The organism is Dongia sp. P2_B8 (assembly GCF_056404715.1).
Genome location: NZ_JBFUDM010000001.1, coordinates 815,747 through 829,789, shown reverse-complemented (window position 1 = coordinate 829,789; position 14,043 = coordinate 815,747). Strand labels below are relative to the sequence as shown.

Annotated in this window: 14 protein-coding genes and 1 riboswitch; of the genes, 4 read left to right on the top strand and 10 right to left on the bottom strand. The window is 60.5% G+C overall.

The features are described from left to right. The first annotated feature begins 73 nt into the window (after positions 1-73). Positions 74-544: a hypothetical protein gene (locus AC1DWZ_RS03810; RefSeq protein ID WP_477167532.1), complete on the top strand. Its 471-nt coding sequence runs from the start codon at positions 74-76 to the stop codon at positions 542-544. 22 nt (positions 545-566) lie between these two features. Here the strand turns inward: AC1DWZ_RS03810 and AC1DWZ_RS03805 are convergent, their stop codons facing one another. Continuing rightward, positions 567-1,742: a LysM peptidoglycan-binding domain-containing protein gene (locus tag AC1DWZ_RS03805; protein ID WP_477167531.1), complete on the bottom strand. Its 1,176-nt coding sequence runs from the start codon at positions 1,740-1,742 to the stop codon at positions 567-569. Positions 1,743-2,096: 354 nt separating this feature from the next. Here AC1DWZ_RS03805 and AC1DWZ_RS03800 point away from each other — a divergent pair, with 354 nt between their 5' ends. From AC1DWZ_RS03800 to AC1DWZ_RS03790, 3 genes are all read left to right on the top strand, one after another. Beyond that, positions 2,097-2,681, top strand: a complete 585-nt coding sequence (locus AC1DWZ_RS03800) for an LOG family protein (RefSeq protein ID WP_477167530.1) — start codon at positions 2,097-2,099, stop codon at positions 2,679-2,681. Positions 2,682-2,856: 175 nt separating this feature from the next. Continuing rightward, complete coding sequence (locus AC1DWZ_RS03795) at positions 2,857-4,071, top strand: NADP-dependent isocitrate dehydrogenase (RefSeq protein ID WP_477167529.1); 1,215 nt, start codon at positions 2,857-2,859, stop codon at positions 4,069-4,071. 4 nt (positions 4,072-4,075) lie between these two features. Continuing rightward, positions 4,076-4,615, top strand: a complete 540-nt coding sequence (locus tag AC1DWZ_RS03790) for a peptidylprolyl isomerase (RefSeq protein WP_477167528.1) — start codon at positions 4,076-4,078, stop codon at positions 4,613-4,615. 64 nt (positions 4,616-4,679) lie between these two features. On the opposite strand, the gene AC1DWZ_RS03785 is transcribed toward AC1DWZ_RS03790, so the two are convergent. The 9 genes from AC1DWZ_RS03785 to alaS all read right to left on the bottom strand — a co-directional run bounded on the left by AC1DWZ_RS03785 (position 4,680) and on the right by alaS (position 13,935). Next, the gene (locus AC1DWZ_RS03785) at positions 4,680-5,357 is read right to left on the bottom strand and encodes a TenA family protein (RefSeq protein ID WP_477167527.1); all 678 of its coding nucleotides are present in this window, start codon (positions 5,355-5,357) and stop codon (positions 4,680-4,682) included. A 3-nt stretch (positions 5,358-5,360) separates the two neighbouring features. Next, complete coding sequence (gene thiD / locus AC1DWZ_RS03780) at positions 5,361-6,188, bottom strand: bifunctional hydroxymethylpyrimidine kinase/phosphomethylpyrimidine kinase (RefSeq protein WP_477167526.1); 828 nt, start codon at positions 6,186-6,188, stop codon at positions 5,361-5,363. Next, positions 6,185-6,829, bottom strand: a complete 645-nt coding sequence (gene thiE, locus AC1DWZ_RS03775) for a thiamine phosphate synthase (protein WP_477167525.1) — start codon at positions 6,827-6,829, stop codon at positions 6,185-6,187. Before thiE ends, thiD begins: the two co-directional genes overlap by 4 nt. Then, positions 6,826-7,635 carry a hydroxyethylthiazole kinase gene (gene thiM, locus AC1DWZ_RS03770; RefSeq protein WP_477167524.1) on the bottom strand — a complete coding sequence of 270 codons (810 nt, stop codon included), beginning with the start codon at positions 7,633-7,635 and terminating at the stop codon, positions 6,826-6,828. Before thiM ends, thiE begins: the two co-directional genes overlap by 4 nt. A 76-nt stretch (positions 7,636-7,711) precedes the next feature. Continuing rightward, positions 7,712-7,812, bottom strand: a riboswitch (TPP riboswitch). Between the two features lie 78 nt (positions 7,813-7,890). Then, the gene (locus AC1DWZ_RS03765) at positions 7,891-8,862 is read right to left on the bottom strand and encodes a PrsW family glutamic-type intramembrane protease (protein ID WP_477167523.1); all 972 of its coding nucleotides are present in this window, start codon (positions 8,860-8,862) and stop codon (positions 7,891-7,893) included. 2 nt (positions 8,863-8,864) lie between these two features. Continuing rightward, positions 8,865-9,356, bottom strand: a complete 492-nt coding sequence (locus AC1DWZ_RS03760; RefSeq protein ID WP_477167522.1) for a DUF2628 domain-containing protein — start codon at positions 9,354-9,356, stop codon at positions 8,865-8,867. A gap of 105 nt (positions 9,357-9,461) precedes the next feature. Continuing rightward, positions 9,462-10,436, bottom strand: a complete 975-nt coding sequence (locus AC1DWZ_RS03755; protein WP_477167521.1) for a PrsW family glutamic-type intramembrane protease — start codon at positions 10,434-10,436, stop codon at positions 9,462-9,464. Positions 10,437-10,447: 11 nt separating this feature from the next. After that, positions 10,448-11,236 carry a PrsW family glutamic-type intramembrane protease gene (locus tag AC1DWZ_RS03750; protein WP_477167520.1) on the bottom strand — a complete coding sequence of 263 codons (789 nt, stop codon included), beginning with the start codon at positions 11,234-11,236 and terminating at the stop codon, positions 10,448-10,450. A 26-nt stretch (positions 11,237-11,262) separates the two neighbouring features. Further along, positions 11,263-13,935, bottom strand: coding sequence for an alanine--tRNA ligase (gene alaS / locus AC1DWZ_RS03745; protein WP_477167519.1), 2,673 nt, complete (start codon positions 13,933-13,935; stop codon positions 11,263-11,265). Between the last annotated feature and the right edge of the window lie 108 nt (positions 13,936-14,043).

The following is a 14,043-nucleotide window of genomic DNA, read 5'->3' as shown; positions in this document are numbered from 1 at the left end:
CTGGTTCAGTTTTTACACATCGTTAAGCGGAACGACCTAGCATCGCGCTCTAAGACAGAGAGGATTCGCGATCGTGACCCTGGATACCCTGCCGATGTTGGCTACCAACACGCTGCCAGCCGGTGTGGACCAATTGCATTTTGATGCTGCCGGCGCCGTGCGCATCGGCCGTGGCGGCGGTTTGGTCGAATTTGCGTTCCGCTTCATGGATGTACGTTTCGTCGCCATTACCCGCCAGATTCAGTCCGGCCCGATCGTCCAGATTTCCGGCGAGATCGCGCCCCTGCCTTATTCCGCCGAAGGCGTTGCGGTCCGGCGCTCAACCATCGCTATCATCGATGCCAGCCAGGATTTGGCGCACACCCGCCTGGCTGTCAGCAAGCAGAAGACCATCCTGTGCGTCGGCAAGGCGCCAATCGTATCACCCTCGACACCCATTGATCTGATCGCCGCAACAGCCAGCGTCATGCTCGAAGTGAAGCCGTTCCTGCAGATCCTCGCCGAAATCCTGCCGAGTTGGCCGAAGTCGCCAAGTCAGGAATAACGGCCAGCGATGACGGGCTGCCCTATTGCGGCAGTTTCAAGACCTGCCCGGGATAGATCAGGTCCGGGTCGCGCACCCGTTCTTTGTTCGCCTCATAAATGACGCTGTAACGCAGTCCCTCGCCATAGGTACGGCGGGCAAGGCGCCATAGCGAATTGCCCGGTTGCACGACGACCTGCGCACCCTCCGGCGTCAATGTGGCAAAATCCGGCTGTTCGATCGGTTGAACGATACGCGCAATGACCTTGCCCGCCGCATCAACCTGGTCGACCCGCAATTCATGACGGCCGATCGGCAGATTCTCGCGAGGTACGAAGCCCCAGCGCCCCTGGGCGTCGACATCCGCGGATCCCAGCAGCCGATCGTCGAGATAGAGCGCTATTTTACTGTTAGCCGGCGCGCGGCCAGCCAAGGTCATACGGCCTTCCTTGTCGAAATCGATGATGTCGAGCGTCGGTTCATTGGTGGCACCAACCGGCGCATCCTTCGCCGAACCGGTGCTCGGCATATTGAGGATTTGGCTGGGACCATCGCCGTTCTGCGGCACCGACAGTGCCAGTGCGCCAGCCGGCGCGGTAACCGCATTCCCAGCAATATCCTTGGCCGGTGCCGGTACGACAACGATCACCATGCGCTCGGACAAAAGCGGTGCTGCCCCTTCGCGGTCCATCTTCAAGGTGAATTTGTGCTCGCCCGGGGCCACGGAGCTGTTGGGTAACAGGACCCAATCACCGCGGTCATCAGCCATGGCTTCGCCGATGGGCTGGCCGTCATCCAGCAGGGTAATCTTGGCGCCAGGAGCCGCGCGGCCGGCAATGACGGCATCCCCGTTCGGGTTGATTCTGACAACATCAAAACTTGGCGCCGCCACTTTACTTGCTACGTCAGGGGTCGCGGCCGTATTGGCGACTACCGTCGCTGTGGTGTTGGTTCCTGGTGCAGTCGTTTGCGTCGCAGCCGTCGCCGGCGCTGTGGTGGCACCGGCATTGGTTGCCCCAGCGTTTGCGGCCCCAGTGGTTGCTTCCGGGGTCGCTTGGTTATTGGCCGCAGGCGCCCCCTGCTCCGTCGCGGCAGGGGTACCAGGCGTGTCGGAATCGGTCGCGTCGTCACCCTCCTGCTGGGCGACCGCATATATTAAACCGGCTGCGACCACCACCACCGCGGCGCCCGTGACACCGATCAAAGCCAGTCTAGACATCTACCTTCCCCGTTTTGCCACCCGAAGCCCGACCCCTCAGGCCATTCCCGACCCAAGCTAAACCCATGTCCTGCCTCAAGCAATCGCCCCGCAGGCCGCAGGCGCGCAGGAGGCCGGGCAGGATCCAGGCCCCAATGGTCATTGAACTGTCGTCAAAGCTGGCTCATATTAGGTGTTAATGATCATCTGTTTTCCCGCCTACCGCTTGGGCGTTCCTGCCCGACGTACCCTCCCTTCCAGCGAAACCGCGGATTGTCGCGGCCAGTCTAGAGATTGGCTGGCTAGAGATTGTCTGGTCGATTGTTTGCTGGCCAAATATCTACCAAGTGAAATTAACAGGAGTAACAAATCGGAATGACTCCGATCTCATCCCTTTGTGTCTATTGCGGATCGTCCCGAGGGACCAATCCGACTTTCATCCCTCTTGCTAAGGAACTTGGCCGCGAGCTGGCAGAGCGCAATATCCGCCTCGTCTATGGCGGTGGCCGGGTTGGCCTGATGGGCGCCTGCGCCGATGGTGTCATGGCGCATGGCGGCAAAGTTGTCGGCATCATCCCGCAACATCTGCAGGATCGCGAAATCGGCCATAGCGGCCTGACCGAGCTCAAGGTCGTCGACAATATGCACACGCGCAAGCGCATGATGTTCGACCTGTCGGACGCCTTCTGTGTGTTGCCCGGTGGCCTCGGCACGCTCGAAGAATTGTTCGAGGTCGTCACCTGGCGGCAACTTGGCATGCATGACAAGCCGATCATCGTCCTTAATCTGGACGGTTATTGGGACAATCTCATCGGCATGATCGACGGCATCATCGACGACGGTTTCGCGCAGCCTGCTGCCCGGCAGTATTTCTCGGTGGTGAACTCGATCGGCCGCCTGTTCGACATGCTGGCCGCCCCGGCCGACACCCAGGAACCAGATCACCCAGAACGGATCTGAATCTGGCCGGATCCAACCCCTCGGCGAACTGGATTTAGCGTATTCATACGCCTGACGCTGTTATGGCGGCGGCGGCTGGCGCCAAATTCCTTCAAATACGCCACCTTACCCACTAGACTGCGGCCCGAATTGCGCCCCGCGCGCTGGTCGTGCCCTGCAGAAGGAAATCCGCCACATGGCAAAGATTAAGGTCAAGAACCCGATCGTCGAACTCGACGGCGACGAGATGACCCGCATCATCTGGTCGTTCATCCGCGACAAGCTGATCACGCCCTATCTCGATGTCGACTTGAAATATTATGACCTCAGCGTCGAGATGCGCGACAAGACCGACGACAAGATCACGATCGACTCCGCCAATGCGATCAAGCAATACGGGGTCGGCGTCAAATGCGCGACCATCACGCCGGACGAAGCCCGGGTGAAGGAATTCAACCTGAAGCAGATGTGGAAGTCGCCCAACGGCACGATCCGCAACATCCTGGACGGCACCGTGTTCCGGCAGCCGATCATCTGCAAGAACGTGCCCCGCCTGGTACCCGGGTGGACACAACCCATCGTCGTCGGCCGTCATGCCTTTGGCGACCAGTACCGCGCCACCGATTTCGTCGTGCCCGGCAAGGGCAAGCTCACCATCAAGTTCGAGCCGGCAGATGGCAGCGCGCCCATCGAAAAGGAAGTGTTCCAGTTCCCCGGCGGCGGCGTCGCCATGGCGATGTACAATCTGGATGAATCGATCCGCGGCTTCGCCCGCTCGTCGTTCAATTATGGCCTGACGCTGAAGTGGCCGGTCTATCTCTCGACCAAGAATACGATCCTCAAGGCCTATGACGGTCGCTTCAAAGACATCTTCCAGGAGATCTTTGACGCCGAATTCAAAGAGTCCTTTGCCAAGGCCGGCATTACTTATGATCATCGCCTGATCGACGACATGGTAGCGTCTGCGTTGAAATGGTCCGGCGGTTTCGTCTGGGCCTGCAAGAATTATGACGGCGACGTGCAGTCCGACACCGTGGCCCAGGGCTTCGGTTCGCTGGGCCTGATGACCTCGGTCCTCCTCTCGCCTGACGGCAAGACGGTGGAAGCGGAAGCCGCACACGGAACAGTCACGCGTCACTACCGCGAACATCAGAAGGGCAAGGAGACATCGACCAACCCGATCGCCTCGATCTATGCCTGGACCCGTGGCCTCTGGTATCGCGGCAAGTTCGATGGCACCCCGGAAGTGCAGAAGTTCGCCGAGAATTTGGAGAAAGTCTGCGTCGATACGGTCGAATCCGGTTTCATGACCAAGGATCTGGCGCTGCTCATCAGCCCGGACCAGAAGTGGCTCTCCACCACCCAGTTCCTCGACAAACTCGACGAGAACCTCAAGAAAGTGATGGGCTGATACAATGTTGAAACGACTTCTGCTCGCGCTGGCGCTCATTGTCGGCATCAGCGCACCGGCTCTCGCCCTCGACCCGGAAAACACGCTCTATCTCGATCTGCAGGGCGGGCGCGTCACGATTGAACTGCTGCCACAGGTAGCGCCGAAGACGGTGGCACGTATGAAGGAACTGGTGCGCCAGGGCTTCTTCGACGGAACGCCGATCCACCGCGTCATTCCGGGCTTCATGGCACAGATGGGTGACCCGACCGGTACCGGCACCGGCGGTTCCGGCCAGAACCTGCCCGCCGAGTTGAGCACGTTGAAGCATGAACGCGGGACCGTTTCCATGGCCCGCGCTCAGAGCCTCAACAGTGCCGATAGCCAGTTCTTCATCTGCTTTGCCCCGGCCCCCAATCTCGATGGGAATTACACCATCTGGGGCCGCGTGGTTGACGGCATGCAATTCGTCGACCGCATCAAGGCGGGTACGGAGGAAGAAAACGGCATCGTCATGATGCCTGACCATATCAAGAAAATGCAGGTCGCCGCCGACGCGCAGTAGGTGATCGCGATACGTCGCCACAAAGGCGGTGTGTGGCATGACCACGCACCGCCTTTTTCTTTGCCTATCGAAATCGCCGTGCCGGCCAGTCTTCCAGGCGATAGGCAGCATCCCAGAACATCCATTCGAATTCGACCGAGCGCTGGAACAGAAGCAGCATGCGTTGCCGCAGACCGGCGCCGGCATCGGCCGCTGCCACTTCCGCGGCCGCTTCAGCCGCCGCTACACTTGCCTGGAATTCGGGCGCGGCGTAGGTATCGATCCATCCCTGGAACGGGTTGTTGGCAGCTGCCCACGCCGCGATGTGGAGCCCAACCTCAGCATAGATGCTGAAGCAGGGCAGGATCGCGGCCAACAATGTTTCATAGGAACCCGTCTGTGCTTCGGCCAGCATGAAGCTGGTATAGCCAAGGCAAGTCGGCGAAGCTTCGGCCCGTATCATGGCATCCTCAACGACACCGAACGTGGCAAGATAGTCGCGCTGCATCACCTGCTCGAACAGAACGGCGCCGGTTGCGGCCTGGTTGAACTGGACGATTGCCGCCGCATTGGGCGCCTTCGCAGCCAGCGCCGACAGCGCGCGTGCGTAGGCGGTGAGATAAAGCGAATCTTGAATGAGGTAATACTGAAAGCGATCCTGACGCAGGGTCCCTTGTGTCAGTTCCTGGTTGAACGGCAGATCCTGGATGGCCCGGCGCAGTGAGGCCGTCATCGCGCGCGCCTCTTCAAGGAACGATGGCATGATCTATTCTCCCGACCGGCGGCCGTCATGGGGCTGCCATAGATGATGAAAGTGATGAACCGGGCCGTGCCCATGCCCGACGTCGAGCATCGCACTCGCGGCGATGGCCGCTGTCACATAGGCCTTCGCTGCCTGCACAGAAGCGACGACATCGCCCCGTTGCGGCAACAGGGCCGCAATGGCAGCCGACAGGGTACAGCCCGTGCCGTGGGTGTTCGCCGTGTCGATCCGTGCCGCATCCAGCCGCGTTGCGACATTCCCTGCGAGCAACAGATCCGGACTGAATGCACCCGGCAGATGACCGCCTTTGAGAAGCACGCCGGCCATGCCGGCGGCGGCAAAGCGGTTGGCCGTTTCCGTCATCTCGGCCCAGTTCGTCGCAACGGGCCGACCCAGCAAGGCAGCAGCCTCCGGCAAATTTGGTGTGACGATGCTGGCGAGCGGCATCAAATCATCGCGCAAGGCCGTGACGGCGGCTTCGTCCAGCAGGCGATGGCCACCCTTGGCAACCATGACCGGATCGAGCACGATCCAGCGCGGCTGCCAGAATGCCAATCGCGCGGCGACGACTTCAATGATCTCGGCATTGGCCAACATGCCGATCTTGACGGCATCGATCCGGATATCCTCGAACACCGCGTCGATCTGTTGCGCCACAAAACTGGGCGCCACCCATTCGACGGCCCGGACGCCGCGCGTATTCTGTGCCGTCAAAGCTGTTATCACGGATGCACCATAGGCTCCCAAGGCCGAGAAGGTCTTGAGATCCGCCTGGATTCCGGCGCCGCCGCCGGAATCGCTGCCGGCAATGGTCAGGACGTTGTGAATCATTTTTGCGCCTCCGTCACCAGGTGCCGAAGGTGGCGGGCCGCTTGTTCCGGATCGAGTGCAGTACAAATCGCCGAGACGACCGCCACCCCGTCCGCACCCGCCCGTACAACAGCGTCGGCATTTGTTTGGTTGAGACCGCCGATGGCAACGACCGGCTGATCGATCTGCTGACGCAGATCGCGAAACCCTTCAATGCCAAGAGCTGGTGCCGCATCAACCTTGGTGCTGGTTGGAAAGACCGGTCCCAGGCCGACATAGTCGACGGTGGCTGGATCGATGCTGGCCAGTTCGGTTGCGCAGGTCACGGAGAGACCGATGATCTTGTCATTGCCCAGCAGGCGCCGCGCAACAGGCACCGGCATATCAGCTTGACCGACATGGACACCATCAGCCTTGGCAGCCAACGCAATGTCGACATGATCGTTGATGACAAAGGGAATACGGTGATGCCGCGCCATCTCGCACAGGGCGAGCGCATCTTCCAGAAGCTGTCGCAGATGCGTCCGCTGGCCGCGCAATTGCAGCATCGAGACAGGCCCCTTGAGCGCTGTCTTTACCGTCGCCACAAGGCCTCTGGCCCCACATTGCGTGGCGTCCGCCACCAGATAAAGCGACAGATCGAACTTCCTCTGCGCGCTCATGTCAGTTTCACCAGGGCAGCGATCATCGCGCCGTCCAGATGGTAGAGCGCGTCCAGAAAGGCCGTTTGAAAGGAGCCCGGACCAATTTTCGCACCACCATTCGCCATAACAATATCGCCAGCAACACCCATGGCCGCCATCGCTTGGACCGCCGCATCAAACGGGTCCTCAAGGACCGCGAGATAGGCACCGGTGAGTGCACTGGCGGTGCAGCCCATGCCGGTCACTCGGCTCATGATCGGGTGGCCGTTGCCGATCCCGGTCAGGCGCGTGCCATCGGTGACATAGTCGACAGCGCCACTCACCGTCACGACGGTAGCGTAGCGATGGGCCAACTCCTTGGCCGCATCGATCGCGGCGTCCGATGCGGCCAAACTGTCGACACCTTTGCCGCCTGCGGATTGGCCCGCCAGGGCCATGATTTCGGAGGCATTGCCCCGAATGACGGCGGGATGGGCCTCCAGCAATTCCACCGCGAGCCTGGTGCGGTAGCCAAGCGCGCCTACTGCAACGGGATCCAGTGCCCAGGGCGTCCCCGCCTGCTGCGCACTGAGGGCCGCAAGGCGCATGGCCGCCGCCCAGCTCGATGACATGGTGCCCAGATTGATGACGACCGCACCGGCGACGGCGGCAATTTCGGCCACTTCCTCGGCGTTTTCGACCATCGCCGGCGACGCACCCAGGGCCAGCAGAGCGTTGGCGGTCACGTTGGTCACGACCAGATTGGCGATATTGTGGATAAGCGGCGCCGTGGCACGGATATCGTGCAATGCCGTACTGAATTGATGGGATGATTTGCTTGCCATTGATGTCTTAGCTCCCTTGTTCAGCAAAGGGGGAAAGACACCAACTGACAAATAACCGCTTCACGGAGAGGTCGCTTGCCGGGCGGTGCAACGATCCCTTCGCTGGCATGATCCAGATCAGGTTCTTCGGGTATGATCTCAGCCCGTCACATTTGACGGACACCCCGCGTTACAACGTCGGCCAGTCTATGGAAAAGTGGCGCCCTGTCAAATCGGCAGTCGACGGGCCTTACCAGCCCTAGAGCAAGTACGAGATCAAATGCCGGCCCGCGCTCTCTGTATGTCGCGCAGCACAATGATACCAAAGGCCAAGGGCAGTAGACCGAAGGTGGTCAGGGCGAGCGGCGCATCGAATCCGATGACGTCGCCAAGGGGCGCCATCAGAGCAACCAACCCGCCAACGATGACCAGCAAGCCCCCCACCAGCCCGAAGAGCATGCTGGTGCCCTGCGCGACAAAACGAATCCGCCGGGAGACAGTGACGCCTGACTGCCAAAGGTCGGGAACGGTCGCGCCACCATGCCTCGCTGCCAGTATCGCCGATATAGAGACGATGGTAACTGCCGCCAGCAGGGCAAGATTGGCCAACAGCACCGTGGGATCATCTGCCGGCAGCCCCTCCTCCAACCAATCAATGTAGAACAGCGGCCAATCGTAGATACCATGAAGAAAGATCGACGCGACGACACCGCAGGTGAGCAGCCATCTCTTCCTCGCTGCATAAGCTTCAGCCTGAGCCAGAAAGCGGCCCATCACGATGCCGCAGGTGGTGTGCATCGGCACAGCCATCATTGCCCGCGTAATGCCAACCGAGAGCCAATCGTCGCTGCCGTCGAAGACATAGGCGATGTTCTCGATGGCGGCGAAGCCGAGCCCGACGATGATGGAAGTCGCGAAGATGCTCTGTGGTTGCTCACAGTCTTCATGCCGGCGAATGATCATCCAGACCAGGATGAATTTCGCGACTTCCTCCGGAATGGCGGCACCGAGAAAAGCCTCGCCAAAGGAAATGAGGACACTGCTGCCGAAATGACCGGCAATAGCCATGCCGATCAGACCAAATCCGGAGGCGAGCAATGTTGCGATGACGCCGAGCCCAAGCGCTTCTGCGAGGAGTTCGACACTCAGATAATGCCGAAACCGCCAGAAGAAATAGGCACTCAGAACGATCGCAGGCGACAACGCGACGGCCAGGAGAATGAGACTGCCGACCGCGCTGTCCGCCATTGTCAGCCGTTCGGCAGGAACAGAGCAACCAATGGAAGGGCCGTGATAAGACTGCCAATGACCGCGCCGGTAACACTGGTGCCACCAGCCTTTTCAATCAGTCTTAAACGCTGCGCTTCGTCGGTCGCTCGCTTGTTGATCTTGTTGATCTTGCGCTGGGCGAATGCCAGATAGAGCGGCTTCCCGCTCATGGCGAAGGCTACTGCAAATGCCCCCGCACCGCCGGAACCCTTAAATGGAACCATGGTGACGATCACCGTCACAATCGCCAGAACAACGGCGATGTAAAGATGCATGCGCCTGTACATGAACCAGGCAACGGGAACGAAGAAAGCTGGCCAGCAAAAAGCTATGCCGCGTCGCTTCTCCTGTTGTCGATCGAACAGTGCGAGATAGGGTCCCGCATTCTTGCCGATGAAGAGTTCCAAATCGTCGCGATATGTGCGCTCGACGATCGCCTCGACCGCCACCGGTTCGCCACCAACGTCCGTCATTCCCCCAGTTCCACTATCTGTGCATTGCAATCCCAGACAAACTACCTAGACGAGTGACGAGCGCCAGGCAACCTGTGTCCTGCCGGCATCCCCCACTATTATGTGCTACCGCCGTGGCGCGCGCGGCCAGCGGGTCGCACGTTCATAGGCTTGGTCTGGCACTTTCCGAGCCATCACGATGCCAAAGGCCGCGGGAAATGTCGCGATGACCACGAGCCAGGCGCCATCCATCAGATCGACGGACAATCCCTTGGCAACGCCGAGGGCAGCAAGTGCTGCGGCACAGAAGATCAACGTTCGGCCGATCCAGCGCCACGGCCGCAGGCTGGCGACATCAGGTGGATAAAGATCGATGTCGGGCTGCGAGCGAAGAAACACTTCGATCATCTCCATGCGGCCAGCCCAGATTGCCGCAGCAGCGGAAATCAGCATGGTGGCGACATAGAGACCGACCAGGATGTGGCGCACGGCAAGCGGGTTGGCGAAATTCAGTTCCCAAACCGCGTCCAACGCCATGAGCGGGAAATCATAGAAGCCATGCGCCAGGATCGGCAGGCCGAGTGCCAGGACCAAGGCAGCCGGCGCCAGAATATCCTTGCGCCACCACCAAGCCAGGAACACACCCATCATCATGCCGTCGATCGTATGGCCGGGAACCGCGAGCGCTGCCCGCAGCAAACCGGTCGTCATCCAATCGGTCGCATTGGCCAGGTAGAGAAGATTCTCGAGCATGGCAAAGCCGAGGCCCACAAGCGCCGCACCGCAGAAAAGGTCGCCACCGGAATCGCAGTCCGGATGCCGGCGGATGTAGAACCAGACGATCAGGAACTTCGCCACCTCTTCCGGGATGGCGGCACCGATCCAGGCCTTGGTCACAACTGCCCAGACTCCTTCGGTGGGGAAGCCCAGACGCTGCAGCAGGATCGAGAAACCGAGCGCCAGCGGAGCCGAGATCATGCCACCGATCACGGCTTTGACACCCAGTCCGAGCCCAAAGCGATGACGGAAATGCGTGAGGAAGAAAGCGATCAGGAACAATGGCGGCACGACAGCCGCTGCGATCGTCAGAAAGAAATCCATGCTGCCCCTCGCTAGTGTCGCAGCCGGCGGCGCATGACGAAGATGCTGACGACGGCCACACCGATGACGGTCGGGATCAGCAGCAGCGCCAGGATGAAATGTGGCAACAGGTTTTCGATTTCGGCCGGCCCCAAATCCTTGCCCCGATCGAGCATCGTCAGGACCGGCACGATCAATCCCCAATCGACGGCAGTATGCCCCAGAACAGCTGCAGCGAAGCCGGCCAGGGCAGCAGCCCAGTTCAGCCGCGGGGTGTCAGCCATCCTTGCAAAGAAGAACCCCATCAGGCAGCCGAGCGAGGCATGCAGCAGGCTGGCAGCGATGGACCGTACCAGCGGCACAATGAGAGGATGGCCGATCTCGTTGACAACCATTGTCGTCACGGCGGTATTGAGACTATAGCCGATATTCTCGACCGCGGCGAAGGCAAGCCCGCACAGGATGGGCAGCCGGAACATGGTCGCCCGGTCGACCTGCTGGTGAAAAACCGAGAAGTGACGCAGGAGGAAGAAAGCGCCTAGGACGGCGAGCGACTTCACGAATTCCTCCGGCAGACCTGCCATCGTCAAGCTGATGACGAACGCATCCCCCAGCCCGGCATTTTCCGGCAGCTGGAGCTGATCCTTGATGCCATTGATGCGATAGAGCAGAAACAAGGGCACCGGCGACAAGGCACCAAGACCCAGCGCAAGGACCACGACGCGCCACGTCATCCTGAACGGCAACAAACGCTGCGCGATCCAGACCCAAAGCGCCGTGATCAGCAGGATGATGACAATGGCGGCGATGTTCAGGCCCATGATGACATCGCCGCCTTTGATTTTGCTTAAGCTGCTTTGACGCGGTCGCGCAGCAGGTTTTCAATAGCGCTCAAAGCTTCCTTGGCGCGCGCGCCATCGGGACCGCCGGCCTGGGCCATGTCTGGGCGGCCACCGCCACCCTGCCCGCCAATCGCCGCTGCGGCGGCCTTTACCAGATCGACTGCGCTGAAGCGGCTGGTGAGGTCGTCGGTGACGGCCACGACGATCGACGCCTTGCCTTCAGCCGTCGCCACCAACGCAACCACGCCGGAGCCCAACTGTTTTTTGAACGCGTCCGCCATGCTTTTGAGTTCCTTGGCCGGGACACCGTCGAGAACACGCGCCGACAGTTTCACGCCTCCGACATCCAGGACCTCGGAGGCACCACCGCTGCCACCGGTCGCAATCTGCTTGCGTGCTTCGGCCAGGTCCCGCTCCAGCTTCTTGCGTTCCTCAATGAGGCTCACGATGCGGGCCGGCAGCTCCTGCGGCATGGCCTTGATCGCCGCCGCCGCTTCCAGCAACTGCTTCTGCTGCTCTGCCACAAAATTTTCCGCCGCCGCACCAGTCACGGCCTCGATCCGGCGCAGGCCGGCGCCGACGGCACCTTCCGACACGATCTTGATGAAGCCGATATCGCCCGTGCGATGCACATGCGTGCCACCGCACAGTTCGGTCGAAAATTCCTTCGCTTCTTCCTCAGCGCGGCCACCCATCGAAACGACGCGCACTTCTTCGCCGTACTTTTCACCGAACAGCGCCATGGCGCCTGCTTTGATCGCGTCGTCGGGGGTCATCAGATGCGTCGCCACGTCGGCATTGGCGCGGATGCGACGGTTCACTTCATGCTCGACCCAGGCGACATCCTCAGACGTCATGCCCTTGGTATGGGAGAAGTCGAACCGCAAGCGGTCCGGCGCCACCAGCGAACCTTTCTGGGTCACGTGTGTGCCGAGGCGGCGGCGCAGCGCCTCATGCAGCAGATGCGTCGCGGAATGATGCGCGCGCAGGCCAGACCGGCGCGCATGGTCGACTTTCATCTCAACCGCATCGCCGTTCTTCAGAGCACCCTTGGTGACCTTGCCCAGATGGACATGGAGGTCGCCGAGCTTCTTCTGCGTATCGGCAATCTCGATTTCGGCACCACCCGCTGAAATCAGCTTGCCGCCATCGCCCATCTGGCCACCCGATTCGCCATAGAATGGCGTCTGGTTGGTAATGATCGCGACCTCGTCACCAGCTTTCGCCTCAACGACTTCGGCACCGTTCTTCACGATGGTCAGGACCTGGCCTTCGGCTTTCTCGGTCGAATAGCCGAGGAAATCCGTGGCACCCAGGCGCTGCCGGATCTCGAACCAGATCTTCTCCGTCGCCGCTTCGCCGGAACCGCCCCAGGCAGCACGGCTACGCTCGCGCTGCTTTTCAAGTTCGACATTGAAACCATCGATATCGACCTCGATCCCACGATCACGCAGGATCGACTGCGTAAGATCGAGCGGGAAACCGCGGCTGTCAGAGAGCGCGAAGGCCACACTGCCGGACAGCTTGCCGTCCTGGGTGAGGCCGGCTTTGGAGCCGATAGCGTTTTCCAGTTCTTTAAGACCAGTATCGAGCGTCTGCTTGAAACGCGATTCTTCCAGTTTCAGGGTTTCGGTGATGGCGCTCTCGGCACGACCCAGCTCTGGATAGGCAAGGCCCATCTCGGTCACAAGGGCCGGCACCAGCTTCCACATCAGCGGATCCTTGCAGCCCAGGATATGCGCATGACGCATCGCCCGGCGCATGATCCTTCGCAGCACATAGCCACGGCCCTCGTTCGAGGGCATGACACCGTCGGCAATCAGGAACGCGCTGGAGCGCAGATGATCAGCAATGACCCGGTGGCTGACATTCATCGGGCCATCAGGTTCGGTATTCGAGGCATGGGCCGACGCCTCGATGAGCGTCCGCATAAGGTCGATGTCGTAATTGTCGTGCTTGCCTTGGAGCACCGCCGCTAGGCGCTCCAGCCCCATGCCGGTATCGATCGAGGGGCGCGGCAGACCGACACGCTCGGTCTTCGTCACCTGCTCGAACTGCATGAACACCAGGTTCCAGATCTCGATGAACCGGTCGCCATCGGCATCCGGCGAGCCCGGAGGGCCACCAGCGACCTTGTCGCCATGGTCATAGAAGATCTCCGAGCACGGACCGCAGGGGCCGGTATCGCCCATCGCCCAGAAATTGTCCGAGGTTGGGATGCGGATGATCTTCGAATCCGACAGGCCCGCAATGCGCTTCCACAGACCATGGGCCTCATCATCATCGACATAGACGGTGACGGTCAGCTTGTCCTTGGACAGACCGTATTCCTTGGTAATCAGGTTCCAGGCGAGCTCGATCGCGCGTTCCTTGAAATAGTCGCCGAAGCTGAAATTCCCCAGCATTTCAAAGAAGGTATGATGCCGGGCGGTATAACCGACATTCTCCAGATCATTATGCTTGCCACCTGCCCGGACACATTTCTGAGCGGTCGAGGCGCGGACATAGTCCCGCTTTTCCTGGCCGGTGAACACGTTCTTGAACTGGACCATGCCCGAGTTCACAAACATCAAGGTTGGGTCGTTCCGCGGCACCAGGGGTGACGAGGGCACGATTTCATGTCCTTCCCGGCGGAAGTAATCGAGGAAAACGCGGCGAATATCGTTGGCGGTCTGCATCGTCTGGGTCCGGAACTCTTACCTGGGCGCAAAAGGGGCCGCTTTTGCTGCGGCGCGAGGGGCGATTATTTAGAGTTTTTCCAGTCTAAACAAGGCATTTGAGGTCGC

What these genes read in the sequence shown, in the direction of transcription:
- thiE (WP_477167525.1), bottom strand. Translation starts at nt 6,829, where the DNA reads ATGAGCGCGCAGAGGAAGTTCGATCTGTCGCTTTATCTGGTGGCGGAC.
- AC1DWZ_RS03755 (WP_477167521.1), bottom strand. Translation starts at nt 10,436, where the DNA reads ATGGATTTCTTTCTGACGATCGCAGCGGCTGTCGTGCCGCCATTGTTC.
- thiD (WP_477167526.1), bottom strand. Translation starts at nt 6,188, where the DNA reads ATGATTCACAACGTCCTGACCATTGCCGGCAGCGATTCCGGCGGCGGC.
- alaS (WP_477167519.1), bottom strand. Translation starts at nt 13,935, where the DNA reads ATGCAGACCGCCAACGATATTCGCCGCGTTTTCCTCGATTACTTCCGC.
- thiM (WP_477167524.1), bottom strand. Translation starts at nt 7,635, where the DNA reads ATGGCAAGCAAATCATCCCATCAATTCAGTACGGCATTGCACGATATC.
- AC1DWZ_RS03790 (WP_477167528.1), top strand. Translation starts at nt 4,076, where the DNA reads ATGTTGAAACGACTTCTGCTCGCGCTGGCGCTCATTGTCGGCATCAGC.
- AC1DWZ_RS03765 (WP_477167523.1), bottom strand. Translation starts at nt 8,862, where the DNA reads ATGGCGGACAGCGCGGTCGGCAGTCTCATTCTCCTGGCCGTCGCGTTG.
- AC1DWZ_RS03805 (WP_477167531.1), bottom strand. Translation starts at nt 1,742, where the DNA reads ATGTCTAGACTGGCTTTGATCGGTGTCACGGGCGCCGCGGTGGTGGTG.
- AC1DWZ_RS03760 (WP_477167522.1), bottom strand. Translation starts at nt 9,356, where the DNA reads ATGACGGACGTTGGTGGCGAACCGGTGGCGGTCGAGGCGATCGTCGAG.
- AC1DWZ_RS03750 (WP_477167520.1), bottom strand. Translation starts at nt 11,236, where the DNA reads ATGGGCCTGAACATCGCCGCCATTGTCATCATCCTGCTGATCACGGCG.
- AC1DWZ_RS03795 (WP_477167529.1), top strand. Translation starts at nt 2,857, where the DNA reads ATGGCAAAGATTAAGGTCAAGAACCCGATCGTCGAACTCGACGGCGAC.
- AC1DWZ_RS03800 (WP_477167530.1), top strand. Translation starts at nt 2,097, where the DNA reads ATGACTCCGATCTCATCCCTTTGTGTCTATTGCGGATCGTCCCGAGGG.
- AC1DWZ_RS03785 (WP_477167527.1), bottom strand. Translation starts at nt 5,357, where the DNA reads ATGCCATCGTTCCTTGAAGAGGCGCGCGCGATGACGGCCTCACTGCGC.